26 protein-coding genes, 1 tRNA gene and 1 other RNA gene are annotated in these 26,495 nt (G+C 67.6%); 14 read left to right on the top strand and 14 right to left on the bottom strand.

Going from position 1 to position 26,495, the window contains the following annotated elements; genetic code table 11:
- Positions 1–27: 27 nt before the first annotated feature.
- From ssrS to WS61_RS26170, 3 genes are all read left to right on the top strand, one after another.
- Positions 28–209, top strand: a non-coding RNA gene (gene ssrS, locus WS61_RS26180) — 6S RNA.
- Between the two features lie 69 nt (positions 210–278).
- Entirely contained in the window at positions 279–740 is a 462-nt protein-coding gene (locus tag WS61_RS26175; RefSeq protein WP_006478090.1) for an EVE domain-containing protein, read from the top strand.
- 180 nt (positions 741–920) lie between these two features.
- A complete protein-coding gene (locus WS61_RS26170) occupies positions 921–1,661 on the top strand; it encodes an SIMPL domain-containing protein (protein ID WP_059504791.1) in 741 nt (246 codons plus the stop codon).
- Positions 1,662–1,785: 124 nt separating this feature from the next.
- Here WS61_RS26170 and lgt read toward each other — a convergent pair whose 3' ends face one another.
- Both lgt and WS61_RS26160 read right to left on the bottom strand, forming a co-directional pair.
- A complete protein-coding gene (gene lgt, locus WS61_RS26165) occupies positions 1,786–2,682 on the bottom strand; it encodes a prolipoprotein diacylglyceryl transferase (RefSeq protein ID WP_059504789.1) in 897 nt (298 codons plus the stop codon).
- A gap of 87 nt (positions 2,683–2,769) precedes the next feature.
- A complete protein-coding gene (locus tag WS61_RS26160) occupies positions 2,770–3,684 on the bottom strand; it encodes a LysR substrate-binding domain-containing protein (RefSeq protein WP_034208142.1) in 915 nt (304 codons plus the stop codon).
- 134 nt (positions 3,685–3,818) lie between these two features.
- Between WS61_RS26160 and ilvD the strand changes: the two genes are divergently transcribed.
- On the top strand, positions 3,819–5,492 hold the full coding sequence (gene ilvD, locus WS61_RS26155; protein ID WP_059504787.1) for a dihydroxy-acid dehydratase: 1,674 nt from the start codon (positions 3,819–3,821) through the stop codon (positions 5,490–5,492).
- A gap of 128 nt (positions 5,493–5,620) precedes the next feature.
- Positions 5,621–5,947, top strand: a complete 327-nt coding sequence (locus WS61_RS26150) for a c-type cytochrome (protein ID WP_059504785.1) — start codon at positions 5,621–5,623, stop codon at positions 5,945–5,947.
- A gap of 149 nt (positions 5,948–6,096) precedes the next feature.
- Here WS61_RS26150 and WS61_RS26145 read toward each other — a convergent pair whose 3' ends face one another.
- From WS61_RS26145 to WS61_RS26135, 3 genes are read right to left on the bottom strand one after another with little or no spacing between them, the layout of a single operon-like run.
- A complete protein-coding gene (locus WS61_RS26145; RefSeq protein WP_059504783.1) occupies positions 6,097–6,861 on the bottom strand; it encodes a DUF2486 family protein in 765 nt (254 codons plus the stop codon).
- A 25-nt stretch (positions 6,862–6,886) separates the two neighbouring features.
- Positions 6,887–7,303, bottom strand: coding sequence for a DNA polymerase III subunit chi (locus tag WS61_RS26140; RefSeq protein WP_006478083.1), 417 nt, complete (start codon positions 7,301–7,303; stop codon positions 6,887–6,889).
- A gap of 34 nt (positions 7,304–7,337) precedes the next feature.
- Positions 7,338–8,849: a leucyl aminopeptidase gene (locus tag WS61_RS26135; protein ID WP_059504781.1), complete on the bottom strand. Its 1,512-nt coding sequence runs from the start codon at positions 8,847–8,849 to the stop codon at positions 7,338–7,340.
- Positions 8,850–8,971: 122 nt separating this feature from the next.
- Here WS61_RS26135 and lptF point away from each other — a divergent pair, with 122 nt between their 5' ends.
- Genes lptF through WS61_RS26120 form a run of 3 tightly spaced genes read left to right on the top strand, consistent with a single transcriptional unit; the run spans position 8,972 to position 11,629 of the window.
- Entirely contained in the window at positions 8,972–10,066 is a 1,095-nt protein-coding gene (gene lptF, locus WS61_RS26130) for an LPS export ABC transporter permease LptF (protein ID WP_059504780.1), read from the top strand.
- Between the two features lie 3 nt (positions 10,067–10,069).
- A complete protein-coding gene (gene lptG, locus WS61_RS26125) occupies positions 10,070–11,218 on the top strand; it encodes an LPS export ABC transporter permease LptG (RefSeq protein WP_059504778.1) in 1,149 nt (382 codons plus the stop codon).
- Positions 11,219–11,245: 27 nt separating this feature from the next.
- Positions 11,246–11,629: a sirohydrochlorin chelatase gene (locus WS61_RS26120; protein ID WP_027785167.1), complete on the top strand. Its 384-nt coding sequence runs from the start codon at positions 11,246–11,248 to the stop codon at positions 11,627–11,629.
- Between the two features lie 81 nt (positions 11,630–11,710).
- Here WS61_RS26120 and cobA read toward each other — a convergent pair whose 3' ends face one another.
- The 6 genes from cobA to WS61_RS26090 all read right to left on the bottom strand — a co-directional run bounded on the left by cobA (position 11,711) and on the right by WS61_RS26090 (position 17,894).
- A complete protein-coding gene (gene cobA, locus WS61_RS26115) occupies positions 11,711–12,460 on the bottom strand; it encodes a uroporphyrinogen-III C-methyltransferase (protein ID WP_059504776.1) in 750 nt (249 codons plus the stop codon).
- A 60-nt stretch (positions 12,461–12,520) separates the two neighbouring features.
- Positions 12,521–13,837 (bottom strand): sulfate adenylyltransferase subunit 1, encoded by a 1,317-nt coding sequence (locus WS61_RS26110; RefSeq protein WP_059504774.1) that lies wholly within the window; start codon positions 13,835–13,837, stop codon positions 12,521–12,523.
- Positions 13,838–13,859: 22 nt separating this feature from the next.
- A complete protein-coding gene (gene cysD, locus WS61_RS26105) occupies positions 13,860–14,822 on the bottom strand; it encodes a sulfate adenylyltransferase subunit CysD (protein ID WP_006478076.1) in 963 nt (320 codons plus the stop codon).
- Between the two features lie 75 nt (positions 14,823–14,897).
- Positions 14,898–15,650, bottom strand: a complete 753-nt coding sequence (locus WS61_RS26100; protein WP_059504772.1) for a phosphoadenylyl-sulfate reductase — start codon at positions 15,648–15,650, stop codon at positions 14,898–14,900.
- On the bottom strand, positions 15,647–16,189 hold the full coding sequence (locus tag WS61_RS26095; protein ID WP_059504770.1) for a DUF934 domain-containing protein: 543 nt from the start codon (positions 16,187–16,189) through the stop codon (positions 15,647–15,649). The genes WS61_RS26100 and WS61_RS26095 overlap by 4 nt, the downstream gene beginning before the upstream one ends.
- Positions 16,190–16,214: 25 nt before the next feature.
- Positions 16,215–17,894 (bottom strand): nitrite/sulfite reductase, encoded by a 1,680-nt coding sequence (locus WS61_RS26090; protein ID WP_059504769.1) that lies wholly within the window; start codon positions 17,892–17,894, stop codon positions 16,215–16,217.
- 214 nt (positions 17,895–18,108) lie between these two features.
- On the opposite strand from WS61_RS26090, the gene WS61_RS26085 reads away from it, so the two are divergent.
- The 3 genes from WS61_RS26085 to WS61_RS26075 all read left to right on the top strand — a co-directional run bounded on the left by WS61_RS26085 (position 18,109) and on the right by WS61_RS26075 (position 20,458).
- Complete coding sequence (locus tag WS61_RS26085) at positions 18,109–19,050, top strand: CysB family HTH-type transcriptional regulator (protein WP_027785173.1); 942 nt, start codon at positions 18,109–18,111, stop codon at positions 19,048–19,050.
- 70 nt (positions 19,051–19,120) lie between these two features.
- The gene (locus WS61_RS26080) at positions 19,121–20,278 is read left to right on the top strand and encodes an ABC transporter substrate-binding protein (RefSeq protein ID WP_059504767.1); all 1,158 of its coding nucleotides are present in this window, start codon (positions 19,121–19,123) and stop codon (positions 20,276–20,278) included.
- 95 nt (positions 20,279–20,373) lie between these two features.
- A tRNA-Leu gene (locus tag WS61_RS26075) sits at positions 20,374–20,458 on the top strand.
- Positions 20,459–20,803: 345 nt separating this feature from the next.
- On the opposite strand, the gene WS61_RS26065 is transcribed toward WS61_RS26075, so the two are convergent.
- Positions 20,804–21,706: a LysR family transcriptional regulator gene (locus tag WS61_RS26065; RefSeq protein ID WP_059504764.1), complete on the bottom strand. Its 903-nt coding sequence runs from the start codon at positions 21,704–21,706 to the stop codon at positions 20,804–20,806.
- A gap of 120 nt (positions 21,707–21,826) precedes the next feature.
- On the opposite strand from WS61_RS26065, the gene WS61_RS26060 reads away from it, so the two are divergent.
- Both WS61_RS26060 and WS61_RS26055 read left to right on the top strand, forming a co-directional pair.
- Positions 21,827–22,564, top strand: coding sequence for an SDR family oxidoreductase (locus WS61_RS26060; protein WP_059504762.1), 738 nt, complete (start codon positions 21,827–21,829; stop codon positions 22,562–22,564).
- A gap of 44 nt (positions 22,565–22,608) precedes the next feature.
- Positions 22,609–23,508 (top strand): SDR family oxidoreductase, encoded by a 900-nt coding sequence (locus WS61_RS26055; RefSeq protein WP_059504760.1) that lies wholly within the window; start codon positions 22,609–22,611, stop codon positions 23,506–23,508.
- 35 nt (positions 23,509–23,543) lie between these two features.
- Here the strand turns inward: WS61_RS26055 and WS61_RS26050 are convergent, their stop codons facing one another.
- The gene (locus tag WS61_RS26050) at positions 23,544–24,434 is read right to left on the bottom strand and encodes an alpha/beta fold hydrolase (RefSeq protein WP_059504883.1); all 891 of its coding nucleotides are present in this window, start codon (positions 24,432–24,434) and stop codon (positions 23,544–23,546) included.
- A 112-nt stretch (positions 24,435–24,546) separates the two neighbouring features.
- Here WS61_RS26050 and WS61_RS26045 point away from each other — a divergent pair, with 112 nt between their 5' ends.
- Positions 24,547–25,434 (top strand): LysR family transcriptional regulator, encoded by an 888-nt coding sequence (locus tag WS61_RS26045; protein ID WP_059504758.1) that lies wholly within the window; start codon positions 24,547–24,549, stop codon positions 25,432–25,434.
- A gap of 107 nt (positions 25,435–25,541) precedes the next feature.
- Here the strand turns inward: WS61_RS26045 and WS61_RS26040 are convergent, their stop codons facing one another.
- Positions 25,542–26,471 (bottom strand): LysR family transcriptional regulator, encoded by a 930-nt coding sequence (locus WS61_RS26040; RefSeq protein WP_059504756.1) that lies wholly within the window; start codon positions 26,469–26,471, stop codon positions 25,542–25,544.
- Positions 26,472–26,495 lie beyond the last annotated feature (24 nt).

Here is a 26,495-nt window from a genome sequence, read left to right as displayed (position 1 = left end):
TTGGCGCATCGAATCACAGTTCAGTCAGCTTCCCTGCCTGGTTCGCCAAGGTCATATATTCCTTGAACCAATGCCATGTGCACGGTTGCGGAAATTTGTAGCACGGGCGCGCGCGTCACTCTGTCTGATGTACCCGAAGTGCTGCTAACTGCGACCAATTCTGAACCTCAGGTTCAGGATGCCGGCCTAGCGGCCAAGGTGGGGGCCTATCCAACGGCATCGGGCAAGTCCCGGTGCCGTTTTCTTTTGTAGCAGCCTTTTCTGCGTCGACCACGACCATGCAATACTGGCTGATGAAGTCCGAACCGGACGAAGCAAGCATCGACGATCTCGCCAACGCACCGCAGCGCTCGCTGCCGTGGACCGGCGTGCGCAACTATCAGGCGCGCAATTTCATGCGCGACACGATGAAGATCGGCGACGGCGTGCTGTTCTATCACTCGAGCTGCCCCGAGCCGGGCATCGCCGGGCTCGCCGAAGTCTCGTCGACGCCCTACCCCGATCCCACGCAGTTCGATCCGAAAAGCCCCTATTACGACCCGAAATCGACGCAGGAAGCGCCACGCTGGCTGCTCGTCGACGTGCGCTTCGTGAAGAAGTCGCCGCTCGTGCCGCTCGCCGCGCTGCGCGAGCACGACGAGCTCGCCGACATGCGCGTGCTCGCGCGCGGCAACCGGCTGTCGATCACGCCCGTCACGCGTGCGGAATGGCGATTCATCACCGAAAAGCTGATGAAGTAGGCGCGCGCCAAAGGTCAAATCCGGTCAGTACGCGCGACCGTAACGGAACTCGCGGCACTTTCGCGCAGCCTAAGCAACCGCAGTCGGCCGAACGGGCCGGCCGTCGTTTTTTCGTCGCGCGGTACGCCCGCGTCGCGCGCGCGTGACCCGCGTGCGCGCCCTCGTACAAGGAATCCAACAATGACCAAGAAATCCGCACTCGCGCTGTCGCTCGCCCTCGCCGCCGCCGTTCCCGTCGCGCTGGCGCTCGCGTCGCCCGCCGCGCACGCCCAGGCGGCGAACCCGCACTTTCCGGAGCCGGCCGGCGTGCTGTCGCTTTCGTCGCAGGCCAGTGCCGACGTGCCGCAGGACATCATCCACATCACGCTGTTCTACGAGCAACAGGCCAAGGATCCGGGCAGCCTCACCGCTCAGCTGAACCAGCGCGCGGACGCGGCCCTGTCGCAGGCGAAGGGCGTGTCGGGCGTCACCGCGCACACGGGCGCGTTCTCCGTGTATCCGAGCACCGATCGCGACGGGAAGATCTCCGCATGGCGCGGCCGCACCGAGGTCGCGCTCGAATCGCGCGATTTCGCCGCAGCGTCGAAGCTGGCGGGCCAGTTGTCGAACCTGATGCAGGTCGCGAACGTCGAGTTCTCGCTGTCGCCGGAAGCGCAGCGCACGGCCGAGCAGAAGCTCACGACCGAAGCGATCAAGTCGTTCCGCGCCCGCGCGGACGAAGCCGCGAAGGCGTTCGGCTACAGCAGCTACACGATCCGCGACGTGAACGTCGGCAGCGGCCGCAACGTGCAGCCGTACACGCGCATGATGGCGATGGCCGCGGCGCCGATGGACAGCGCGAAGATGAGCGCGCCGATCGCGGTCGAAGGCGGCAAGGCCACCGTGTCGGTCACCGTCAACGGTTCGGTGCAGATGAAGTAACGCGCATCGCGCAGCTGTCGGAAACGAAAAACGCCGGCCCGAGGGCCGGCGTTTTTCATGCATGTCCGGGTAGCCGATGCACGCGCCGATCACGCGTACATCGTTACCACGTCATGCAGCCACGTCACGCAGCCGCATTCGCGTTCGCCGCGCGGCGGCGATACGCCCAGGCCATCAGCGCGATACCCGCGAGAATCATCGGCAGCGACAGCCACTGCCCCATCGACAGGCCGAGCGCGAGCAGCCCGAGGAAGTCGTCCGGCTCGCGCGCGAACTCGACCGTGAAACGTGCGAGGCCATAACCGATCAGGAACAGCGCGGATATCGCGCCCATCGGCCGCGGCTTGCGCGCGAACAAGAACAGCACGAAGAACAGCGCGATCCCTTCGAGCGCGATTTCATAGAGCTGCGAAGGATGGCGCGGCAGCATCTGGTATTGCATGAACACGTCGGCGAGATGCCACTTCTCGACGAGCTCCGGATGTTTCGGCAACCATGCCGCGTCGTCGCGCATCGCACCCGGGAACAGCATCGCCCAAGGCGCCGTCGGATCGGTCACGCGGCCCCACAGTTCGCCGTTGATGAAATTGCCGAGGCGCCCGGCTGCCAGCCCCGTCGGCACCATCGGCGCGACGAAATCAGTCACCTGGAGCCAGTGCCGCTTGCGCTGCCACGCGAACAGCATCATCGCGAGCGTCACGCCGAGGAAGCCGCCGTGAAACGACATGCCGCCTTCCCACACCTTGAACACGTCGAGCGGATGAGAGAAGTAGAAACCGGCCTTGTAGAACAGCACATAGCCGAGCCGGCCGCCGAGCACGGTGCCGAGCACGCCGTAGAACATCATGTCGTCGATGTCCTTCGCGGTCCAGCCCTGCGCCGCGACATGCGGCAGCTTCAGGCGGACCCGGCCGACGACGATCGCCGCGATGAAGCCGACGAGATACATGAGGCCGTACCAGCGCACGGCCAGCGGCCCGAGATGGATCGCAACGGGGTCGAAATTCGGGTGAATGATCATGGGTTAGCGAAGAAGTTTTCGAATACGGTACGGCCGTCGCACGCGCAGCACCGCGCGTTGGACGGCGCCCGCACGCCATCGTTCACGTCACGCGGCAAGCCCCTGCGCGCGCACGACGTCGATGAACCCGGCAAGCACAGGGCTCACGTCGTCGGTACGCCACACGAGGCCCGTCTCGACGAGCGGCGCGTGGCCGGCGAGCGGCCGGTAGACCACGCCGGTGCGCCGCAGGTTACGCAGCGATTGCGGCACCAGTGCGACGCCCATGCCGGCCGACACGAGGCTGACGATGGTCTGCATCTGGATTGCCTCCTGACCGATGCGCGGGGTTTCCCCCGCCGCGCCGTAGCAGCCCGTAATGATGTCATAAAAGCCGGGCGCCAAACGACGCGGAAAGATCACGAGCGGCAACGCGGCGACGTCGGCAAGCTGCACCGGCTCGTCCTCGGGCGCGTCGGATGCCGTACTCGGCATCGCGACCACCAGCGGCTCGCGCACGACGGGCAAGTACGACAACCCGGCCGCGTGACGCGGCGGCACGGGCGGGATGACGAGCCCGGCGTCGATGCGCCCGGCGACGAGTTCGTCGATCTGCACGTCGCTCGTCGCTTCCGCGAGCTGCAGCCGCACCTGCGGATAACGCGCGCCGAACGCACGCAGCAACGACGGCAACAGCCCGTAATCGGCGGTCGACACGAACGCGAGCGACAGCGAACCGGCCTCGCCGCGCGCGAGCCGCCGCGCCAGCGGCGGCAGCGCATCGGCCGACGCCAGCAGCCGGCGCACGTCGGGCAGCAGCGCAGCGCCGACCGCCGTCAGCGCCACCGAGCGCTTGGTGCGCACGAACAGCGCCACCCCCAGCGCGTCCTCCAGCGCGCGAATCGCCTGCGACAGCGGCGGCTGCGTCATCGACAGGCGCTCGGCCGCGCGGCCGAAATGGCGCTCGTCGGCGACGGTCGCGAAATAGCGCCACTGGCGCAGGTCGGGGATCGGATCGGCCATGTTCGACTCATTCGCAAAACGACTTAATAGGCGACAAATAATATATTGGACATCCCAATCGGGAAACTCCATGCTTGTTCGATCCGAACCGGCGCGCCCTCGCGAGCGACGCCCACACAACGATGGAGTCCCCCATGTCGTACAACCGTCGCTCGAAGCACATCACGCAAGGCGTGGCCCGTTCGCCGAACCGCTCGATGTATTACGCCCTCGGCTACCAGAAGGACGATTTCGACAAGCCGATGATCGGCATCGCGAACGGCCATTCGACGATCACGCCGTGCAATTCCGGTTTGCAGCGCCTGTCGGACGCGGCCGTCGACGCCGTCAAGGCCGCCGGCGCGAACCCGCAGATCTTCGGCACGCCGACGATTTCGGACGGCATGTCGATGGGCACCGAAGGGATGAAGTACTCGCTCGTGTCGCGCGAAGTGATCGCCGACTGCATCGAGACCTGCGTGCAGGGCCAGTGGATGGACGGCGTCGTGGTGGTCGGCGGCTGCGACAAGAACATGCCCGGCGGCATGATCGCGCTCGCGCGCCTGAACGTGCCGGGCATCTACGTCTACGGCGGCACGATCCGCCCGGGCAACTGGAAGGGCCGCGACCTGACGATCGTGTCGTCGTTCGAAGCCGTCGGCGAATTCACCGCGGGCCGGATGTCGCAGGAGGATTTCGAAGGCGTCGAGAAAAACGCGTGCCCGACGTCCGGTTCGTGCGGCGGCATGTACACCGCGAACACGATGAGTTCGTCGTTCGAGGCGCTCGGCATGTCGCTGCTGTATTCGTCGACGATGGCGAACCCCGATCGGGAGAAGGTCGATTCGGCCGCCGAATCGGCGCGTGTGCTGGTCGAGGCCGTGAAGCGCGACCTGAAACCGCGCGACATCATCACGAAGGCGTCGATCGAGAACGCAGTATCGGTGATCATGGCCACCGGCGGCTCGACCAATGCGGTGCTGCACTATCTCGCGATCGCGCACGCGGCCGAAGTGGACTGGACGATCGACGACTTCGAGCGCATCCGCAAGCGCGTACCGGTGATCTGCGACCTGAAGCCGTCGGGGCAGTACGTCGCGACCGACCTGCACCGGGCCGGCGGGATTCCGCAGGTGCTGAAGATCCTGCTCGACGCGGGGCTGCTGCACGGCGACTGTCTGACGATCACGGGCCGCACGCTCGCCGACGAGTTGAAGGACGTGCCGAGCGTGCCGCGCGCGGACCAGGACGTGATCTTCCCGATCGACCGCGCACTGTACCAGGAAGGCCATCTCGCGATCCTGAAGGGCAATCTCGCGCAGGACGGCGCGGTCGCGAAGATCACCGGCCTGAAGAACCCGGTGATCACGGGCCCGGCACGCGTGTTCGACGACGAGCAGAGCGCGATGGATGCGATCCTCGGCGACCGGATCCGCGCGGGCGACATCCTCGTGCTGCGCTACCTCGGCCCGCAGGGCGGCCCCGGCATGCCGGAAATGCTCGCACCGACGTCCGCGATCATCGGCAAGGGGCTCGGCGAATCGGTCGGTTTCATCACGGACGGCCGCTTCTCGGGCGGCACCTGGGGCATGGTGGTCGGCCACGTCGCGCCGGAGGCGTTCGTCGGCGGCACGATCGCGCTGGTGCAAGAAGGCGACTCGATCACGATCGACGCGCACCGGCTACTGCTGCAACTGAACGTCGACGACGCGGAACTCGCGCGCCGCCGCGCTGCGTGGCGACAGCCGGCGCCCCGCTATACGCGTGGCGTGCTCGCCAAATTCGCGGCGCTCGCCCGGCCGGCGAACCAGGGGGCGGTCACGGGTTGATGCAGAGGCGCCGGCGCATGCGACCCCGATAAAAGGGGCCCGCCCGGGGAACGCGCAAAACGTGCTTTCCCTTTGCTTCTATAATGCGCGGACCATGAAGCCGGCCGTCCCCGCCGGCGGAGAACCGCATGAAACAGACGATATTGCGCGTGCTGCTCGCCATGCTGCTGACCGGCAGCGCGGCGGCGGCGCGTGCCGACCAAGCCGACGGGCTCGCGCTGGCGCAGCGCAAGAACTGCATGGCCTGCCATGCGATCGGCAAGCCGCTGATGGGTCCGTCGTTCCGCGACATCGCCGGCAAGTACGCGGCGCGCGGCGACGGTGTCGATTACCTGGCGCAATCGATCGTGAAAGGCAGCGTCGGCGTATGGGGCAGCGTGCCGATGCCCGCCAATACGCAATTGACGAGCACCGAGGCCCACACGCTCGCCCAGTGGGTGCTGTCGGTACGCTGAAAGCGAATACGCCGCTCGGCGTACCCACATCGTACGCAGGGCGTCGCTGAGGAAGGCCGAGTACTGCCGACCTGTGCGTCGCCGGCGGCTTCGCAGGCGCCTACCAAACCTGCATTCTCTTTTTTTCGCCGTCGCGAGCGATTGCTCGTTCAGCCGGAATGACCGGCGCGACGACGGGCGATCTCTTCATCGACCGCTTCGCGCACCCAGTCCATCACCTCGGTTTCCAGGGCGAGTGCGACTTCGCGTGTGACCTGGCCGACCAGCCAGGCCGAATGCTCGTGCAGCGCATCGCGACAACGCGCTTCGATGGCCTCGCGCCCCGCCCCGGTCAGATAGTTCGTCAGGCGATTGCGAAGCCGTTCGGCGACGTGCTGCCCATCTTCCGGCGTCAGTGCGACTGCGGCCTGCGCATCGCGCTGCGCCGCCGCGCTCGGCAGGGCCACCTCCGGGATCGCCGGGTCGGGCGCGTGCGCGGCCGCGTCGCGCGCCATCGCCGCGAACGTGTGTTGCGGCAGGTCGTCATCGACCAGCGACGAGCGCAGCGGCGCCGTCATCGCCGCCGCGTCCTCCGCGACCACGTGCTCGGCGGCGCCGGGCTCGGCCGGCGCATCGGTCTCGCCCACGGCGGCGGCCGTCGCCGCGTCGCCCGGCAGCTCGACCGCCGGCACATGCGGCGTCGGCACGGGTTCGACCACGACGGAATCGGGGTCGGCTTCGGTTTTATTCGATCCGGCCGGCGCAGCCACACCCGCGGCGGCCGGCACGATCACGTCGGTGAGCACCGGAATCGCCGCGTCGTCGTGCGGGCGGGGCGCGGCGGACGCGGACGCGGGCGAGCGCGCCGGCGCCGGCTTGCCCGGCACCAGCACGTCGGTCAGTGTCGGAATCGAGGATGAATCGGCTTCGGTCACGGGAACACTCCGTCGACGGTTGCGGCTAGCCGCCCTGCTTGTAGTTGTTCAGCGCATAGCCGCGGTCGCGGTAGAACCGGTAGCGGTCGCGGCCTGCGGCCAGCTCCTCCGGCGCGTTGCCGACCACTTCGAGCAGGCGCTCGAAGCGGGCGAACTGCGCGGGCACGGTCGCGCCGAGGTTCAGCAGCACGTGATGATGCGGCGCGCGGTCGAGATCGGCGGCCAGCACGATCGGCGTGCCGGCCGCGTGCTCGCTGTCGACACCGCAATGCGGGATGAAATCGAGCGGCGAGAACGTCCAGAGCCGCTCGTCGAGCGCACGCAGGCGCGCAGGCTCCGCGAGCACGACGACCGGCTGCCCGGCCTGATAGGCCTTGCGCAGCAGCCGGCACGCGTACGCGAGCGAATCGCCGACGTTCGAGTGGAAATCGATCCGCGTCATTGCCCGCGCACCCGCAGCGTCGTCGGCCCCGCCATCACTGGCCGGCGCGGTCAATCAGGAACTGCGCGAGCAACGGCACCGGACGGCCCGTCGCGCCCTTCGCCGCACCGCCCTTCCATGCGGTGCCCGCGATGTCGAGGTGAGCCCACGGATAGCTCTCGGTGAAGCGCGACAGGAAGCACGCGGCCGTCACGGCGCCGGCCGGACGCCCGCCGATGTTCGCGAGATCCGCGAAATTCGACTTCAGCTGTTCCTGGTACTCGTCGTCGAGCGGCATGCGCCATGCCGGGTCGTTCGCCTCGCGCGACGCGTCGAGCAGCTCGCCCGCGAGCGCGTCGTTCGTCGAGAACAGCCCGCTGTTGTGGCCGCCCAGCGCGATCACGCACGCGCCCGTCAACGTCGCGACGTCGATCACCGCGGCCGGCTTGAAGCGCTCGGCATACGTGAGCGCGTCGCACAGGATCAGGCGGCCTTCGGCGTCGGTGTTCAGCACCTCGATCGTCAGCCCCTTCATGCTGGTGACGATGTCGCCCGGCTTCGTCGCGTTGCCGCCCGGCATGTTCTCGCAGGTCGGCACGATCGCGACGACGTTGATCTTCAGGCCCATCTCGGCGACCGCGCGGATCGTGCCGAGCACCGAGCCCGCGCCGCACATGTCGTACTTCATCTCATCCATGCCTTCGCCCGGCTTCAGCGAGATGCCGCCCGTATCGAACGTGATGCCCTTGCCGACCAGCACGACCGGCGCGGCCTTCGCGGCGGCGCCCTGGTAGTGCAGCACGATGAACTGCGGCGGCTCGACCGACGCGCGCGCGACCGACAGGAACGACCCCATCTTCAGCGCCTGGATCTGCTTGAGCCCGAGGACCTCGGCCTTCAGGCCCCAATCCTTCGCGATCTTCTTCGCGGTGTTGCCGAGATAGGTCGGCGTGCAGACGTTGCCCGGCAGGTTGCCGAGGTCGCGGGTCAGATCCATCCCGTTCGCGAGCGCGACGGCCTGCTTGACCGCGACCTTCGCGGCCTTTTCGTCCGCCGGATCGACGCTGAACACGACGCGCTTGAGCGTGTGCGACGCCGGTTCCGGCTTGCTCTTCATCTGCGTGAAGCGGTAGGTCTCGTTGCGCAGCGCGAGGATCGCGGCGCGCACGCCCCAGTCGGAGCTGCGCTCGTCGACCGGCAGTTGCGCGAGCGAGAACGTGACCTGGACGACCTTGGTCGCCAGCAGCGCGCGCCAGGCGGCGGTCACCGCGTCGTTATAGGCTTTCTGATTGAAAGCATCCTGCTTGCCGAGCCCGACGAGCAGCACGCGCGACGCGCCGATGCCCGACACTTCATGCAGGAACAGCGTCTTGCCGCGCTTGCCGTCCATGTCGCCGGCCTTCACCACGCGCGAGATCAGCCCCTTGGTGGCCGTGTCGATGTCGAGCGCCGCGCCCGACAGGGTCTGCGCCTCGAAGATGCCGAGCACGATGCAGTCGGACTTCCCGGTCAGGAACCCCTTGGCCTCGCCTTTGCTCCAATCACAGCCTTTTATGCTAAAGTCCATCGCGCTTGTCCTCGGATAAAATCTGGGCTAAGGATGAAAGCCGCAATTATCCGCTATTTTTCCCGTGGCGGCGCGAGCGCTCCACCACGCGTGCGCAGCCTCCCGCCCTCTTCTCATCAAGAATGATCTTCGAACGCTCCCTCCAGCGCGAGCTTGCGTATACGGCTGGCGCCGTGTTCATGGTGCTGCTCACGATCATGCTCACGACGATGATGATTCGCATCGTCGGCTACGCCGCGTCCGGCGAAATCGATCCGCGGGACGTGCTCGTGCTGATCGGCCTGACCGTGATCGGCTACCTCGCCGTGATGCTCGTCGTCACGCTGTTCGTGTCGATCCTGTTCGTGCTGACCCGGTGGTACCGGGACTCCGAAATGGTGGTGTGGCTCGCGTCGGGCGTGAGCCTCACGCGTCTCATCAAGCCAATCGGCGTGTTCGCCACGCCGATCGTCCTGCTGATCGCCTTCTTCGCGTTCGTCGGCTGGCCGTGGTCGAACCAGCAGAGCAAGATGATCAAGGCGCGCTTCCAGCAGCGCGACGAAATCTCGCTGCTCGCGCCCGGCCAGTTCCGCGAATCGGCCGCGAACCATCGCGTGTTCTTCATCGAGAAGATGTCGCCCGACCAGAGCAAGGTCCAGAACGTATTCGTCACGTCGACGGAAAACGGCAAGCTCAACGTGGTCGTGTCGCAGACGGGCCACACGGAAACCTCGAAGGACGGCGATCGTTTCGTCGTCCTCGAAGACGGCCGCCGCTACGACGGCACGCCCGGCCAGCCGAACTTCAAGATCATGGAGTTCGAGCGCTACGGCGTGAAGATCACCAGCAAGCCGGTCGTCAACGTTCAGACCACCAACAGCACGCCCACGCCCGACCTGCTGCGCAACCCGACGCGCGACAATCTCGCGGAATTCGCGTGGCGCGCGGGGCTGCCGCTGATCGCGCTGAACCTGATGGTGCTCGGCATCCCGCTCGCGTACCAGAACCCGCGCCGCAGCCGCACGATCAACCTCGTGATGGCCGTGCTGATCTACCTCACGTATTCGAACCTGTTGAACGTCGTGCAGGCGCAGATCGAGCAGGGCAAGATGTCGTTCGGCGTCGGTCTCGTCGGGCTGCACGTGCTCGTCGCGGCGATCGTCGCGTTCATTTTCTGGTTGCGCGTGCGCAATCGTCCGTTGTTGTCACGCGCGCTGTTCGGCCGCTCGGGAGCATGATCGATGCGGCTCTATGAAAAATACTTCGCGCGGCAGATCTACATCACGTTCATCTTCATCCTGTTCGCGTTCTCCGGTCTGTTCTTCTTCTTCGACCTGATCAGCGAGCTGAACTCGGTCGGGCACGGCAATTACAAGTTCGGCTACGCGGTGCTGCGCGTCGCGCTGCAGACGCCGTCGCGCTTCTACGAGATCATCCCGGTCGCCGCGCTGATCAGCGCGATCTACGTATTCGCGCAGATGGCCGCGAACTCGGAATTCACGATCTTCCGCGTGTCGGGCCTCGCGACCAACCAGGCGCTGCGTTCGCTGCTGAAGATCGGCGTGCCGCTCGTGATCGTCACCTACCTGATCGGCGAATTCGTCGGCCCGTACGCCGACCAGTTGTCCGAACGCGTGCGGCTGCAGGCGCTCGGTGCATCGGTGTCGTCGAACTTCCAGTCGGGCGTGTGGGTGAAGGACACGCTCGCGGCCCGCGAGAACGGCGAGCAGGTCACGCGCTTCGTCAACGTCGGCAGCCTGTCGCCCGACTCGACGATCAGCAACGTGCGCATCTACGAGTTCGACTCGAAATTCCAGCTGCAGAACGTGCGGATCGCGCAAACCGGCCGCTACGAGCCGCCCGGCCACTGGCTGCTGAAAGGCGTCACCGAAACGGAGCTGACGCCGATCAAGCCGGTCAGCGGCCAGCCGGCCGATGCGCTGAACCCCGTGTACCGGTCGCAGCAGGTGTCGCTGCCCGAATACCGGCTGCGGTCCGACCTGACGCCGCAGATCCTGTCGGTGCTGCTCGTGTCGCCGGAGCGCATGTCGCTCATCAACCTGTTCCGCTACATCCAGCACTTGCGCGAGAACCAGCAGGATACGCAGCGCTACGACATCGCGCTGTGGCGCAAGCTGTTGTATCCGTTCGCGGTATTCGTGATGCTCGTGCTGTCGCTGCCGTTCGCCTACCTGCACACGCGGGCGGGCGTGGTCGGCGTGAAGGTGTTCGGCGGCATCATGCTCGGCATGAGCTTCCAGCTGCTCAACACGCTGTTCTCGCACATCGGCACGCTGAACACGTGGCCCGCGCCGCTCACCGCCGCGACGCCGGGTCTCATCTATCTCGCGCTCGGCCTGTTCGCGCTCAAGTGGGTCGACCGGCACTGAGCGCCGCGTCGCGACGGAGGCTTCGACATGCATTCGCACGGTATCGTCCTGTTCGGCCACGGCGCCCGCGACCCGCGCTGGGCCGAGCCGTTCGAGCGGCTCGCCGCGCGGCTGCGCGGCGCCGGCTCCCCTGCCGCGCAGGTGTCGCTCGCGTTCCTCGAACTGATGACGCCGTCGCTCGCTGAGGCCGTGGCCGCGCAAGTCGCGGCCGGCTGCGCGCGCATCACCGTGGTGCCCGTGTTCTTCGGCCAGGGCGGCCATGTCCGCCGCGACCTGCCGCAGCTCGTCGACGCATGCCGCGCCGCGCATCCGGGCGTCGAGATCCGCTGCGCGACGGCCGTCGGCGAAGACGACGGCGTGCTCGACGCGGTCGCGCGCTATTGCGTCGACCAGCTCGGCGACGACGCGTAGGCCACGTCTTCGCCACGCCCAAAGAAAAAGCGCCGGCATCTGCCGGCGCTTTTTGCGTTTGGAATCGCGCGCGAGCCGCGCTCAGGCGGCATTGCGCACCGGATCGCCCGCCTGCGCCTGCCGTGTGCGTTCGGCGAATGCATCGCCGATCATCAGCAGGCTCGGTTCCGCGGGATCGAGCCACGCCTGCGCATCGCCGGCCGCCATCCGGGCGAGCGTCAGCGTCAGCGTGCGTTCGCGCGCGGTGCTGCATGCCTCGACGATCGCCACCGGCGTCGCCGGCGCACGGCCGGCGTCGATCAATTCCTGCGCGATGCCGGGCGCGCTGTCGCGGCCCATGTAGTAGACGATCGAATCGGCGCGTGCGGCTTCGCGAATCTCGTCGCTGCCCGGTGCGCGGCTGTGCGTCGCGAACGCGACGCTGCGCGATACGCCGCGCAACGTGAGCGAACGCTTCAGCGTCGCCGCGCCGGCCAGCGCCGCGGTGATGCCCGGCACGACCTCGTAGTCGATGCCGGCCGCGTCGAGCGCGCGCATTTCCTCTTCGGCGCGACCGAACAGCATCGGATCGCCGCCCTTCAACCGCACGACGCACGCATGCTCGCGCGCGGCGTCGACGATCTGCTTGTTGATGAAATGCTGCGCGGTCGAGCGCTGCCCGCAGCGCTTGCCGACCGCGATCTTCCGCGCGTTCGGCGCATAGTCGAGCATCGCGGGCTCGACGAGCGCGTCGTGCAGCACGACGTCGGCCTGCTCGAGCAGCCGCATGCCACGCACCGTGATGAGGTCCGCGGCGCCCGGCCCTGCTCCGATCAGATATACCTTGCCCATGTTTGTCGCTTCGCTAGGGTCCTGCCGCGGCGGCCGGTTCGCCGCCGCGCAGATTGACGATTACGCCGAGAACGCGCGGATCATCCCGGCGGCGACCGTGTGGTGCGTCGCCTCGTCGATCAGCACGAACGCGCCCGTACCGGGGTGCGCATCGTACGTGTCGCACACGATCGGCTTTTGCAGCGTCAGCGCCACGCGGCCGATGTCGTTCATCTTCAGGTCCTGGCGATCGGTCGCGTGCGACAGCGTATGCACGTCGAGCACCTGCTTGACGCCGCCGATCTTCGCGAACACCGTGCTGGTGGTCTGCTTCAGCAGGTACTTGCGCTGCGGCGACAGCGGCGTCTCGTCGAACCAGCACAGGTCCGCCTCGAGCTTCTTCGCCGGCTCGACCGGCTCGGCGGCCGTGACGAACATGTCGCCGCGCGACACGTCGACATCCTCTTCGAGACGGATCGTCACCGTCTGGCCCGCGAACGCGTGCGCGACCGATGCGGTGCCGCCCGGCACCGGCGCGACGATCTCGGCGACCGTCGCGGTGCGGTTCGACGGCAGCACGACGATCGCGTCGCCGACCTTCACTTCGCCCGACTCGATCCGGCCCATGTAGCCGCGGAAATCGTCGGCCGAGCTGCCGTCCTGGCGCGCGACCCACTGCACCGGGAAGCGCAGCGCGTCGTGCGCCTGCGTCTCGACCGGCAGCGACTCGAGCACGTCGAGCAGCGGCTCGCCCGCGTACCACGGCATGCGCTCGCTCGCGCCGACGATGTTGTCGCCCTTCAGCGCCGACACCGGCACGAAGCGCACGTCGGTCAGGCCGAGCTGCTTCGCGAGCGCGACGTACGCGTCGCGGATCTCGTTGAAGCGCGCCTCGCTGTAGTCGACGAGGTCCATCTTGTTGATCGCGACGATCACGTGCTGCAGCCCGAGCAGCTTGACGATCGCGCTGTGGCGCTTGGTCTGCGGCAGGAGTTGCACGACGCCGTTCTCGACCGTGATGCGCGTCGCGTCGATCAGGATGATCGACGCGTGCGCGGTCGACGCGCCCGTCACCATGTTGCGCGTGTACTGCTCGTGGCCCGGCGTGTCGGCGATGATGAACTTGCGCTTCGCGGTCGCGAAATAGCGGTACGCGACGTCGATCGTGATGCCCTGCTCGCGCTCGGCTTCCAGCCCGTCCGTCAGCAGCGCGAGATCGAGCTCGTCGCCGACCGTGCGCTTGTTCTTCGCGCGCGACAGCGCGGACAGCTGGTCGGACAGCACGGCCTTGCTGTCGTACAGCAGGCGGCCGATCAGCGTGCTCTTGCCGTCGTCGACGCTGCCCGCGGTGATGAAGCGCAACACGCCGAGGTCTTCGGTGTTCTCGATGATGCTCATGATGTGAATGTCCTCGTGTGCTTCAGAAATAACCTTGCTTCTTGCGCTGTTCCATCGCGGCTTCGGACGCCTGGTCGTCCATCCGGGTCGCACCGCGCTCGGTGATCTCGGTCACCGCCGTCTCGGCGATGATCTTCTCGACGTCGTCCGCGTCGCTTTCGACCGGGCACGTGCAGCTGATGTCGCCGACCGTGCGGAAGCGCACCTGCGCCAGCTCGCTCGTCTCGCCGTCACGCATCGGCGTAAGCGGCGTGACCGGCACGAGCAGCCCGTTGCGGCGCACGATCTCGCGCTGATGCGCGTAGTAGATCGACGGCAGTTCGAGGTTCTCGCGCGCGATGTACTGCCACACGTCGAGCTCGGTCCAGTTCGAGATCGGGAACACGCGCAGATGCTCGCCCTTGTGCAGGCGGGCGTTGTACAGGCTCCACAGTTCCGGGCGCTGCGCCTTCGGGTCCCACTGGCCGAATTCGTCGCGGAACGAGAAGATGCGCTCCTTCGCGCGCGCCTTCTCTTCGTCGCGGCGCGCGCCGCCGATCAGCGCCGTATAGCCGTGCTGCTCGATCGTCTCGAGCAGCGTGACGGCCTGCGCGGCGTTACGCGAATCGGTTTCGCGGCGCAGTACGACCGTGCCGCGCTTGATCGAGTCCTCGACGTGGCCGACCACCAGCTCGGCGCCGAGCTCCTGCGCACGGCGGTCGCGGAAGTCGATCACTTCCTCGTAGTTGTGGCCCGTGTCGATATGCACGAGCGGGAACGGCAGCGTCGTCTTGCGGTTCGCGCCGAGGCCGAACGCCTTCAGCGCCAGATGCAGCACGACGACCGAATCCTTGCCGCCCGAGAACAACAGCGCCGGCTTGCTGCATTCGGCGACGAGTTCGCGCAGGATGTGGATCGACTCGGCTTCGAGCCAGTCGAGATGGCCCATGCGGCTGTCGGCGCCGGTGGGCGGGGCAAAGGCGGATTGCTCGAGCGTCGTGCTCATGATTTCAGTCCTTCTCTTCCGGGTTCGTGCCGCCCGCTGTCGCAGGCGGCGCAATATTCAGTGTCTTGTCGGCTTTCAGTGCGCGGCGCCGGCATCGGCATTCGCGGGAATCGGCGTGATCGTGGTGATGTGCAGCCCGCATTCCTTCGTGTCGCGCGACTCCCACCACCAGCGGCCCGCGCGGCTGTCCTCGCCGGGACGGATCGCGCGCGTGCACGGCTCGCAGCCGATGCTCGGATAGCCGCGCGCATGCAGCGGGTTGACCGGCACGTCGAACGCGTTAAGGTACGCCCACACGTCGGCTTCCGTCCAGTCGGCGAGCGGGTTGTACTTCGCGATCCCGCGCGCTTCGTCCCGTTCTTCCTCGTGCAGCTCCGCGCGCGTGACCGATTGCTCGCGGCGCTGGCCCGTCACCCACGCGCCGACGTCGGCCAGCGCGCGGTTCAGCGGCTCGACCTTGCGGATATGGCAGCACGACTTGCGCAGCTCGACGCTCTCGTAGAACGCGTTCAGGCCATGCTCGGCGACGTACTGGTCCACCGCGTCCTGCTGCGGATGGAACTGCTCGATCTCGTAGCCGTAGCGCTCGCGCACGCGATCGATCATGCCGAGCGTTTCGGCGTGCAGGCGGCCCGTATTCAGCGAGAAGATGCCGATCGGCACGCCCTTCGACAGGATCGCGTGCGTGAGCAGCATGTCTTCCGCGGCGAGGCTGCTCGCGAATTTCACCTTGTCGTGACGGGCGCCGATCCGCGCGAGCAGCGCGTCGAGGCGCTCGACCTTCGCGGCGAGTTCCGGCGTCAGTTCGGTGGCGGTCGCGGTGCTCATGCGCTCACCTTGGTGTCGGCCGCAGCCTCGCGGCGGCGGAACAGCGGCGCCGGCTCGTCGAATGCGCCCTGGTAACGCTGCGTGAATTCCGTGAACGCATTCAGCGCGTCGTGGATGTCCTTGTCGGCGCGCACCGCGAACGCGTCGAAGCCGCAACGTGACATGTACAGCAGTTGGTCGCGCAGCACGTCGCCGATCGCGCGCAGCTCGCCCGTCCAGCCATGACGTTCGCGCAGCAGGCGCGCGATGCTGTAGCCGCGGCCGTCCGCGAAGCGCGGGAAATCGACGGCGACCAGCGAGATCGCGCCGAAGTCGGCCACGAGATCGGCCGGTTCGCTGTCCGGCGCGAGCCACACGCCGAGTTCGTCCTTCGTCTTCGCGGCGATGAGCGCCGCACGCTCGGCCTGCCACAACGCGAACGGCACCAGCACCTTGCCGGCCGGCAACGCGTCGACCGCGGGCAGCGCGCCGTCTTCCGCCGCGCGCACGACCTGCCATGCGTCGTCGATCACTGCGCGGTTCTTGATAATCGAAGCCATCTGCAAATTCCTTCTACCCGGTTGGTTACGCGTTCACTGCCTGGCGCGCCGCATACACGCGCTCCTTGAACGGCGCGATGCCGATGCGGTCGTACGTGTCGATGAAGCGCTCGCCGTCGATGCGCGCTTCGACGAACGTGTCGATCAGCTTCGCGATCACGTCCGGCACTTCTTGCGCGGAGAACGACGGCCCGATCACGCGGCCGAGGCGCGCGCCGTTGCGGCCCGTGCCCTGCTCGCCGCCGAGCGACACCTGGTACCACTCGGCGCCATCCTTGTCGACGCCGAGGATGCCGATGTTGCCGACGTGGTGATGGCCGCACGAGTTCATGCAACCGGAAATGTTCAGCGACAGGTCGCCGAGGTCGTACACGTAATCCAGATCGTCGAAACGCTGCTGGATCGCGAGTGCGATCGGGATCGACTTCGCGTTCGCGAGCGAGCAGAAGTCGCCGCCCGGGCACGCGATGATGTCGGTCAGCAGGCCGATGTTCGGCGTCGCGAAACCGGCCGCCTTCGCCTTTTCCCACAACGCGAACAGGTCGCGCTTCTTCACGTTCGCCAGAATCAGGTTCTGCTCGTGCGACACGCGCAGTTCGCCGAGCGAGTATGCGTCGGCCCAGTCGGCGACCAGATCCATCTGCGCGTCGGTGGCGTCGCCCGGGGCCACGCGGTGATCCTTCAGCGACAGCGTGACGGCCGCATAGCCCGGCACCTTGTGCGGTGCGACGTTACGCTCGACCCAGCGCGCGAATGCCTTGTTCTCGAGCAGATGCTGTTCGAACGACGCGTCGGTGTCGGCGAGCTTCTCGTAGACCGGCGGCTGGAAGTACTGCGACACGCGGTCGATTTCGGCCTGCGTGAGCGTCGACGGGCCGTCCTTCAGGTGCTGCCATTCTTCCTCGACCTGCTGCGCGAACTTCGCCGGCGACAGCGCCTTCACGAGGATCTTGATCCGCGCCTTGTACAGGTTGTCGCGGCGGCCGTAGCGGTTGTACACGCGCAGCACGGCCTCGCAGTACGTGAGCAGGTGCTGCCACGGCAGGTCTTCCTTGATCACCGCGCCGACGATCGGCGTACGGCCGAGGCCGCCGCCCGCGAGGATGCTCGCGACCACCTCGCCCTGCGCGTTCTTCTTCAGGTACACGCCGAGGTCGTGGATCTGCACGGCCGCGCGGTCGTGCTTCGAGCCCGACACCGCGATCTTGAACTTGCGCGGCAGCCATGCGAATTCCGGGTGAAACGTCGACCACTGGCGCAGGATCTCGGCCCACGGGCGCGGATCGATCTCTTCGTCCTGCGCGACGCCGGCGAACTGGTCGGCCGTGATGTTGCGGATGCAGTTGCCCGACGTCTGGATGCCATGCATCTGCACCGACGCGAGCTTCGCGAGGATCTCGGGCGTCTCTTCCAGTTCGATCCAGTTGAACTGGATGTTCGAGCGCGTCGAGAAGTGGCCGTAGCCGCGGTCGTGTTCGCGGGCGATGCGGGCCAGCATCCGGAGCTGGTCGCTGCGCAGGTTGCCGTACGGAATCGCGATGCGGTGCATGTACGCGTGGCGCTGCATGTACAGGCCGTTCTGCAGACGCAGCGGACGGAATTCGTCTTCGCTCAACTCGCCCGACAGCCGGCGGCGCACCTGGTCGCGATACTGCGCGACTCGCTCGTCGACGATCGTCTGGTCGTATTGGTCGTACTGATACATTCGGGGACCCCAGGGTTTTCGTGTTGACCGCGCGACGTCCTAGCCACGTCGCGCCCGAATCTCCGTTCCGTCGTCACCGCCGCCATCCGCTGCGGGCTGGATTGCTAATGACGAAAACAGATATCCATATTTGAAAAACTCGGGTGAATCGTAATAAACTCGCCTTATATTTCAAACGACTAAAAAATTCTGTTGATATGCGGAAGGGTTATAAATGAACCTGCACCAATTTCGCTTCGTGCGCGAGGCCGTCCGGCAGAATTTCAACCTCACCGAGGCCGCCAAGGCGCTCTACACGTCGCAACCGGGAGTATCGAAGGCAATCATCGAGCTCGAGGACGAGCTGGGTGTCGAGATCTTCACGCGGCATGGCAAGCGCGTGCGCTCGCTCACCGAGCCGGGCCGGATCATCCTCGCATCGGTCGAGCGGATTCTCCAGGAAGTTGAAAGCTTAAAGAGGGTCGGGAAAGATTATGCGGCGCAGGATCAGGGCAACCTGACCATCGCGGCCACCCACACGCAGGCCCGCTACTCGCTGCCGGCCGCGATCGCCGAGTTCAAGAAGCGCTTCCCGAAGGTCCACCTGTCGATCCTGCAGGGCAGCCCGACGCAGGTGGCCGAGATGGTGATCCACGATCAGGCCGATCTCGCGATCGCGACCGAGGCGATCTCCGACTACAAGGAGCTCGTGTCGCTGCCCTGCTTCCAGTGGCATCACGCGGCCGTCGTGCCGGCCGACCATCCGCTGCTCGAACGCAAGCCGGTCACGCTGGACGATCTCGCGCAATATCCGCTGATCACGTACGACGACGCGTTCGCGGGCCGCAAGAAGATCAATCATGCGTTCGCGCTGCGCGGGCTGTCGCCGGACATCGTGCTCGAGGCGATCGACGCCGACGTGATCAAGACCTATGTCGAACTCGGCCTCGGCGTCGGCATCATGGCCGACATCGCGTTCAATCCCGAGCGCGATCGCGGCCTGCGGCTGATCCCGGTCGGCCATCTGTTCGGCAGCAACGTGACGCGCGTCGCGCTCAAGCAGGGCGCCTACCTGCGCAGCTATGTGTATACGCTGGTCGAACTGCTGTCGCCGACGCTGAACCGCAAGCTGATCGAGCAGGCGCTCAAAGGCGAATCCGAATCGTACGAGCTTTGACGGACAGGTATGAACACAGGGGCGCGCATTGCGCCCCTTTTCGTTGCCCGACGGAAATGGAGATTCCCGCATGACGCTTCCCGCCCTGTTGCGCCGCGCCGCCGGCGCCGCCCTCCTGCTCGCCTGCGCGGCCGCGCATGCCGACCTGAAGGTCGGCGTCGACCTGTCGTCGACCGGCCCGGCCGCCGCGATCGGCATCACGAGCAAGAACGCGATCCTGATGTGGCCGAAGACGATCGCCGGGCAACCCGTGCAGGTCACGGTGCTCGACGACGCCTCCGACCCGGGCACCGCGGTGCGCAACATCCGCAAGCTGGTGGACGAGGATCACGTCGACGTCGTGGTCGGGCCGAACATCACGCCGGCCGCGCTCACGGCGCTCGACGCGGTGGCGGCCGCACAGACGCCGATGATCACGCTGGTCGGCTCGGGTGCGATCGTCGAGCCGCAGGAAGGCGCGCGGACCTGGGCGTTCAAGATGGCGCAGAGCGACCGCGCGATGGCCGACGTAATGACGCGCTACATGACCAACCACGGCGTGAAGACGGTCGGCTTCATCGGCTTCGCGGACAGCTACGGCGACAGCTGGCTCAACGAATTCACGCGCTTCGCGGACCTGCGCAAGATCCGCGTGGTCGCGACCGAGCGCTTCAATCGCACCGACGCGAGCGTCACGGGCCAGGCGCTGAAGCTGATCGCGGCGAAACCCGATGCGATCCTGATCGCGGGCTCCGGCACGCCGGCCGTGCTGCCGCAGCGCACGCTGATCGAGCGCGGCTACAAGGGTGCGGTCTACCAGACCCACGGGATCGCGACGCCGGAATTCATCAAGCTCGGCGGCAAGGACGTCGACGGCACGCTGTTCCCGACCCAGCCGGTGGTCGTCGCGCGCACGCTGCCGGCCGACCACCCGGCCCGCCGCGCCGCGCTCGCGTTCGTCGATGCGTACGACGCGAAATACGGCGCCGGCACCGTCACGCAGTTCGCGGGCGATGCGGCGGGCGTCTATCCGCGCCTCGCCGACGCGGTCGGCCGCGCGCTGAAGGTCGCGCAGCCCGGCACGCCCGCGTTCCGCGCGGCGCTGCGGCGCGAACTCGAACGCGCGCACGAGCTCGTCGTGCCGAACGGCGTCGTCAATACGAGCGACAAGGATCACGTGGGGCTCGACCAGCGCGCGAGCGTGATGGGGATCGTGAAACAGGGCCGCTTCGTCTATCTGAGCCAGTGACTTGTACGCCGGATGCCGGGTAGCTTGCCCGGCGCCCGGATTTCCGCCATAATCCGCGTTTCGCCGCGCACCACCGCATGCGCGGCCACGATCAAGCCCAGGTGGTGAAATTGGTAGACGCAGGGGACTCAAAATCCCCCGCCGCAAGGCGTGCCGGTTCGATTCCGGCCCTGGGCACCAGTATTTCGCAGCGTCCGCGCTGCAACCGTCGAAACCCGCGCAAGCTCGCCGCTTCGCGGGTTTTTTTGTTTTTGGCCGCATCGCCGCGACAGGCGCCCCGCCCGGCAGTCCAAGCATCAGGAAGATGCCGATCACGGAGGCCGCGTCCACGCGCAAGATTTCACGCCGAATCTGCCGCACCGTGCTCGCCACCGGGCTGGCGCTCATGCTCGGCGGTTGCGACATACCGAGCGCGCCGCCCGTACCCGACTGGCCCGGGCCGCATGCGTCCTATCCGTTCCCGGACAACCTTCCCCATCGCACCGAATGACCTGACGGCAGCCCTTCGTCGTGCGGCCACCTCACTCAGGCCATCAGCTCGCGGACGAAGTCGAGAAACACCCTCACCTTCGCCGAAACGAGATTCGACGCGTGGTGATACGCGTAAAGCGGGAAAGTCTCGTCCGCCCACTCGGGCAACAACTGCACCAATCGCCCGTCGGCCAGGACGTCCCGCGCATAGAGTTCCAGCAGCTGCGCGATGCCGACGCCGCCCAGGCACGCGCCGAGCAGCCCGCCCGTATCGTTGACCGTCAGCCTGCCGGCGGCGTCGACCGGCACGACTTCCTTGCCGCGATGAAATTCCCATTCGTACGGCCGCCCCGTCACCGGATTGCGGATCAGCACGCACCGGTGACCGTCCGCGAGATCCCGCGGGTGCCGCGGTTCGCCATGACGCGCGACGTAGGCCGCCGACGCGCAGGTCAGCACGCGCGTCTCGACCAGCAGGCGCGCCCGATATGACGACGGCTCCGGGATGCCGAAGCGCACGGCCACGTCGAAGCCGTCGGCGACGAGGTCGCCCATCCGGTCGCGCACGCTGATCTCGACCGACAGGTCCGGAAAGCGGTCGAGAAATTCCGTCATCCGCGGCGCCAGCACGTAGTGACCGAACGTGCCGTCCACGTTGACCCGCAATCGGCCCCTCACGCGTGCCTTCGACCGGCCGGCGTCGAGCGCCGCCTCCTCGATGCCGGCCAGCAGCGGCGCGACCGCCTCGTAAAAGCGTCGTCCTTCGTCGGTCAACGTGATCGCGCGCGCCGTCCGATTGAAGATCCGGATGCCGACGCGCTGTTCCAGCCGGGCGACGGCGCGGCTCACCGCCGGTTGAGTCAGTCCCATCGCCTCGCCCGCGCGCGCGAAGGTGCCGGCCTCGATCACCGCGGAGAGCACCCCGATACCGCTGAGCAGCCTGCTGTCGAATCCCATGAGACGTACTTTCAGTCATTCATCGACTGATCATTATTCATTATTTTTATTTGTCGAAGAAGCCTACAGTTGTCCTGTCGCCGGATCGAACGGCATTCATCCATTCACCAGGAGCAGGACATGAGCACATCGGAACAGGTCGCCCTCGTCACGGGTTCGTCGCGCGGCATCGGCGCGGAAATCGCGCGCCAGCTCGCCCGGGACGGTTTCCGGGTCGTCGTCAACTATGCCGGCAGCGCCGGCCCGGCCCGCGACGTGGTCGATGCGATCGTCGCCGACGGCGGCCGTGCCGTCGCGGTGCAGGCGAACGTCGCCGACCCGGCGGCCGTGGCCGCGCTGTTCGACGCCGCCCGCGATGCATTCGGCGGCATCGACGTGGTGGTCAATTCAGCGGGCGTGATGAAGCTGGCGGCGATCGCCGACTGCGACGACGCGCTGTTCGACGAAACGATCGCCATCAACGTGAAAGGCACATTCAACGTATGCCGCGAAGCGGCAAACCGGGTGCGCGACGGGGGACGCATCATCAACCTGTCGACCAGCGTGATCGGCATGCGCATGCCGACTTACGGCGTGTACGTCGCGAGCAAGGCGGCGGTCGAAAGCCTCACGCAGGTGCTCGCGCAGGAAATGCGCGGGCGCGGCGTCCGCGTGAACGCCGTCGCGCCGGGGCCGGTCGCGACCGAGTTGTTCCTGCAGGGCAAGAGCGCCGAACTCGTCGATCGGCTCGCGAAGCTGAACCCGCTCGAACGGCTCGGCCAGCCCGACGACATCGCGCGCGTCGTCGCGTTCCTCGCCGGCCCGGACGGCGCGTGGATCAACGGCCAGATCCTGCGCGCCAACGGCGGCATGTGCTGACGGACCGCCCGCCGCCCACTCGTCTTTCCGCCAGGAGATCGCTCATGAAGGAAGTCATCCTCGTCACCGGCGCGTCCAGCGGCTTCGGCCTGCTGACGGCCCAGGCGCTCGCCCGCGCCGGTCACACGGTCTACGCATCGATGCGCGAAAGCGCCGGGCGCAACGCGCCGCGCGTCGCCGCCGTCGCCGCCTATGCGCAAGAACACGGCGTCGACCTGCGCAGCCTCGAGCTCGACGTCGGCGACGATGCCTCGGTCGACGCCGCAATCGATCGCGTGATCGCCGACCACGGCCGTCTGGACGTCGTCGTCCACAACGCCGGTCACATGGTGTTCGGGCCGGCCGAAGCGTTCACGCCCGAGCAGCTCGCGCAGCTCTACGACGTCAACGTCGTGTCGACCCAGCGCGTGAACCGCGCGGCGCTGCCGCACCTGCGCCGCCAAGGCCGCGGCCTGCTCGTCTGGGTGTCGTCCTCGTCGGCGCGCGGCGGTACTCCGCCGTTCCTCGCGCCCTACTTCGCCGCGAAAGCCGCGATGGACTCGCTCGCAGTGTCCTACGCAGCCGAACTCGCGCGCTGGGGCATCGAAACGTCGATCGTCGTGCCGGGCGCGTTCACCCGGGGTACGAATCACTTCCTCCACGCGGGCAAGCCGGCCGATACCGTCGTACAGGCCGCGTACGACGGCGGGCCGTACGCGGGCGTCGCCGATCAGGCATTGAAGGGCCTCGCCGCGCTCGAGCCGGCGGACGCCGATGCGGGCGCCGTCGCCACGGCGATTGCCGCGCTCGTCGCGGCGCCGGCCGGCAAGCGCCCCTACCGCGTGTTCGTCGACCCGTCGCAGGACGGCGCCGAAGAAGTGTTCCGCGTCGGCGATCGCATCCGCCGCGAGATGTTCAGAAACATCGGCCTCGCCGACCTGCTCGCGCCGCGCGTGCACGACTGATCCTTCCCGCGCCGGGTCGGGCCGGCCGGCGCGCGTCACCCCCGCTCGCAGAACCCGAGAATCGCGTCCGCGACCGCCGCCGCGGATTCGCGCTGCGGGAAGTGCCCGACGCCGTCGAGCACCTGCCGCTCGTACCGTCCGGCGAAGAACCGCTCGCGCCCGGCCGAGCTGTCCGGATGATTGCAGGCGTCCGCGCCGCCGTGCAGCACGAGCGTCGGCACCGCCAGCACGGGCGCCGGGTTCAGCCGCGCGTCGTCGTCCGCATAGGCCGGCGTGCCCGGCGCGAAGCCCCAGCGCTGCCGGTACGAATGCAGCACGACGTCGATCCAGTCGGGTCCGTCGAACGCAGCGGCCGCCGCGTCGAAATCGCCGTCGCGATACCAGCCCGGCGGCGACCACGTATCCCACATCAGGCGCGCGAACGCACGGCGGTCGTCGCGCAGCGCCTGCTCGCCGCGCGGCGTCGCCATGAACCAGTGATACCAGTAGTTGCGCGCCTGCTGCAGCGACAGCGGCTGAGCGGGATCGTTGGTGCCGTACCCGACCGACAGCATCACGAGATGCGATGCGGCCCCACCGCGCAGCCCGCAGGCGTTCGCGGCCGCTCGGGCGCCCCAGTCGTGCCCGACCAGCACGGGCCGCTCGATACCGAGCGCGTCGACGAATTCGAGCAGGTCGCGCCCGAGCGCCGCGAGCTGGCCGCTGCGCGGCACGGACGCGTCGCGAAAGCGCGTGGGCGCAAAACCGCGCAATGCGGGCGCGAGCACGCGGTAGCCGCGCGGGACGAGTGCCGCCGCCACCGCCTCCCAGCCGACCGGACTGTCCGGCCAGCCGTGCAGCAGCACGGCGACGCGTTCGCCGCGCGGGTTCCATTCGAGATAGGCAATGTCGAGCGACGCGGTCGTCGCATGCGCATAGGTCGTCATCGGGTCCTCCATCAGGTCAAGGTCGGCATGAACGTACGATGGTAGGCCGGCCTTTCATCACGATTCGCGGAGTATCATGATTTACTCTTCAAATATCGCGTTGAATCGATCCATGGAACCGCCGACCGACCCCGCATCGACCGCGCTCGACATCGCGCTGCTGCGCACCTTTCTCGAAGTGGTCGACAGCCGCGGATTCGCCCCGGCCGCCGAGCGCCTCGCGCTGACGCCGTCCGCCGTCAGCGGCCACATCAAACGGCTGGAACAGGCGGCCGGCACCGTGCTGCTCGCGCGCACGACACGCCGTATCGCGCTGACGCCGGCCGGGGACACGCTGTACGCGTACGCGCGCAACATCGTCGACATGGAGCGCGAAGTGCGCGCGCGGCTGCGCGGCGCGCCGGCGCACGGGCCGCTGCGGGTCGGCGCGTCGGAGGATTTCGCGGGCACGTGGCTGCCGCAGGTGCTGCGCACGTTCCGCGACAGCCATCCGCGCACCTCGATCGAACTGAAGGTCGGCATCACCGCGTCGCTGTTGCAAGAGCAATCCCTGGGCCGGCTCGACGTCGTGTTCGGCAAGCAGTGCCGACAGGTCGACACGCCCGGCGAACTGCTGTGGGAGGAGCCGCTCGTGTGGGCATTCGCGGCCGATACGGCGCTCGACGCCGAAGAAGGCGTGCCGCTCGCGCTGTTTCCGGAGCCGTGCGTGTATCGGCAAGCCGCGGTTTCCGCGCTCGCCGCGGCGCTGCGGCCGTTTCGCGTGCTGTTCGAAAGCGGGAGCATGGCCGGCTGCATGTCGGCCGCGCTCGCCGGTTTCGCGGTCACGGCGCTCGCGCGCAGCCAGTTGCGCGACGGCCTGCGCGAATGCGGGCCGCACGACGGCCTGCCGGCGCTGCCGGCCGCACGCTTTTACGCATTCGCGTCGAAGCCCGCGGGCGTCGGCGCCGCACTGGTCGACGCGGTACGGGCCACCGGGCGCACCCGGCAGTTCGCCGCTTGAGCATGCGCGGCGCAGTCGCCGCACGGCCACAGCGCGCCGATGCCGATCGGCTCACCCCGAGCCGGCGAACGGCGGGACGGCCCGCGGATACCGGCACGATGCCGCCTTCAGTCGCCGCTGCCGCTCGCGCCTGCGTCGTTCAACGCATCGGCCATCAACTCGCCGAACCACTCGATGAACGCGTTGAGCCGCCTCGAGCGATGCCGGCGGTGCGGATACACGGCCGCCACGTCCATCGGCTCGGCGCGGTGGCCGGGCATCACGTCGACGAGTGCGCCGCTTGCCAGCAGATGCTCGACGTCGAAGCGCGGAATCTGGATCAGCCCCATTCCCGCGATGCAGCTGGCGATATAGGTTTCGGCGTTGTTGACGATCACGCGGCTCGGCAGCGTCAGCTCGTGCCGCTGTCCGTCCGCGCAGTATTCCCAACCGAGCTCGCGCCCCGTCGTCGGCGACGCATAGCCGATCGCCCAGTGCCCGTGCGCGAGCGCATCCGGATGCTCGGGCACGCCGCATTCGCGCAGGTAGTCGGGGCTCGCGCAGTTGATCAGCGCGAACTGCCCGAGCGGCCGCACGACGAGGCTGCTGTCCGCGAGCCGCCCGACGCGGATCGCGCAATCGACACCCTCCTGCACGAGGTCGATCGTGCGATCCGTCGAGCCGAGCGACAGTTGCAGCTTCGGGTGGCGACGAAACAGCGACGGCAGCGCGGGCGCCACGACGCGGCGCGCGATCCGGCTCGGCACGTCGACGTTCAGCCGCCCGACCACGTCGCGGTCGCGACGCCGAAACAGGCGGTCGAGTTCGTCGGCTTCCGCGAGCAGGCGCCGGCCGCGTTCGAGCAGCAGCGCGCCGTCGGCGGTCAGCTGCACCTGGCGCGTCGTGCGGTGCAACAGGCGCGTGCCGAGCGCCGTCTCGAGCTGCTGGACGGCCGCCGACACGGTCGCGCGCGGAACGTCGAGCGCATGCGCGGCCTTGATGAAGCTGCCCATCTCTGCAACCTGCAGGAAGATCCTGACCTGATCCAGCTTGTCCATCGGCGGGAAACCCGGGTTCGAACG

This window comes from Burkholderia sp. ABCPW 11, from assembly GCF_001523445.1.
GTDB lineage: Bacteria > Pseudomonadota > Gammaproteobacteria > Burkholderiales > Burkholderiaceae > Burkholderia.
The sequence above is the reverse complement of the archived record's forward strand: the minus strand, read 5'-3'. Positions and strand labels throughout refer to the sequence as shown.

Excerpts from the sequence above, each read along its gene's own strand:
- WS61_RS26175 (WP_006478090.1), top strand. The coding sequence starts at position 279 with ATGCAATACTGGCTGATGAAGTCCGAACCGGACGAAGCAAGCATCGAC.
- WS61_RS26170 (WP_059504791.1), top strand. The coding sequence starts at position 921 with ATGACCAAGAAATCCGCACTCGCGCTGTCGCTCGCCCTCGCCGCCGCC.
- lgt (WP_059504789.1), bottom strand. The coding sequence starts at position 2,682 with ATGATCATTCACCCGAATTTCGACCCCGTTGCGATCCATCTCGGGCCG.
- WS61_RS26160 (WP_034208142.1), bottom strand. The coding sequence starts at position 3,684 with ATGGCCGATCCGATCCCCGACCTGCGCCAGTGGCGCTATTTCGCGACC.
- ilvD (WP_059504787.1), top strand. The coding sequence starts at position 3,819 with ATGTCGTACAACCGTCGCTCGAAGCACATCACGCAAGGCGTGGCCCGT.
- WS61_RS26150 (WP_059504785.1), top strand. The coding sequence starts at position 5,621 with ATGAAACAGACGATATTGCGCGTGCTGCTCGCCATGCTGCTGACCGGC.
- WS61_RS26140 (WP_006478083.1), bottom strand. The coding sequence starts at position 7,303 with ATGACGCGGATCGATTTCCACTCGAACGTCGGCGATTCGCTCGCGTAC.
- WS61_RS26135 (WP_059504781.1), bottom strand. The coding sequence starts at position 8,849 with ATGGACTTTAGCATAAAAGGCTGTGATTGGAGCAAAGGCGAGGCCAAG.
- lptF (WP_059504780.1), top strand. The coding sequence starts at position 8,972 with ATGATCTTCGAACGCTCCCTCCAGCGCGAGCTTGCGTATACGGCTGGC.
- lptG (WP_059504778.1), top strand. The coding sequence starts at position 10,070 with ATGCGGCTCTATGAAAAATACTTCGCGCGGCAGATCTACATCACGTTC.
- WS61_RS26120 (WP_027785167.1), top strand. The coding sequence starts at position 11,246 with ATGCATTCGCACGGTATCGTCCTGTTCGGCCACGGCGCCCGCGACCCG.
- cobA (WP_059504776.1), bottom strand. The coding sequence starts at position 12,460 with ATGGGCAAGGTATATCTGATCGGAGCAGGGCCGGGCGCCGCGGACCTC.
- WS61_RS26110 (WP_059504774.1), bottom strand. The coding sequence starts at position 13,837 with ATGAGCATCATCGAGAACACCGAAGACCTCGGCGTGTTGCGCTTCATC.
- cysD (WP_006478076.1), bottom strand. The coding sequence starts at position 14,822 with ATGAGCACGACGCTCGAGCAATCCGCCTTTGCCCCGCCCACCGGCGCC.
- WS61_RS26100 (WP_059504772.1), bottom strand. The coding sequence starts at position 15,650 with ATGAGCACCGCGACCGCCACCGAACTGACGCCGGAACTCGCCGCGAAG.
- WS61_RS26095 (WP_059504770.1), bottom strand. The coding sequence starts at position 16,189 with ATGGCTTCGATTATCAAGAACCGCGCAGTGATCGACGACGCATGGCAG.
- WS61_RS26090 (WP_059504769.1), bottom strand. The coding sequence starts at position 17,894 with ATGTATCAGTACGACCAATACGACCAGACGATCGTCGACGAGCGAGTC.
- WS61_RS26085 (WP_027785173.1), top strand. The coding sequence starts at position 18,109 with ATGAACCTGCACCAATTTCGCTTCGTGCGCGAGGCCGTCCGGCAGAAT.
- WS61_RS26080 (WP_059504767.1), top strand. The coding sequence starts at position 19,121 with ATGACGCTTCCCGCCCTGTTGCGCCGCGCCGCCGGCGCCGCCCTCCTG.
- WS61_RS26065 (WP_059504764.1), bottom strand. The coding sequence starts at position 21,706 with ATGGGATTCGACAGCAGGCTGCTCAGCGGTATCGGGGTGCTCTCCGCG.
- WS61_RS26060 (WP_059504762.1), top strand. The coding sequence starts at position 21,827 with ATGAGCACATCGGAACAGGTCGCCCTCGTCACGGGTTCGTCGCGCGGC.
- WS61_RS26055 (WP_059504760.1), top strand. The coding sequence starts at position 22,609 with ATGAAGGAAGTCATCCTCGTCACCGGCGCGTCCAGCGGCTTCGGCCTG.
- WS61_RS26050 (WP_059504883.1), bottom strand. The coding sequence starts at position 24,434 with ATGACGACCTATGCGCATGCGACGACCGCGTCGCTCGACATTGCCTAT.
- WS61_RS26045 (WP_059504758.1), top strand. The coding sequence starts at position 24,547 with ATGGAACCGCCGACCGACCCCGCATCGACCGCGCTCGACATCGCGCTG.
- WS61_RS26040 (WP_059504756.1), bottom strand. The coding sequence starts at position 26,471 with ATGGACAAGCTGGATCAGGTCAGGATCTTCCTGCAGGTTGCAGAGATG.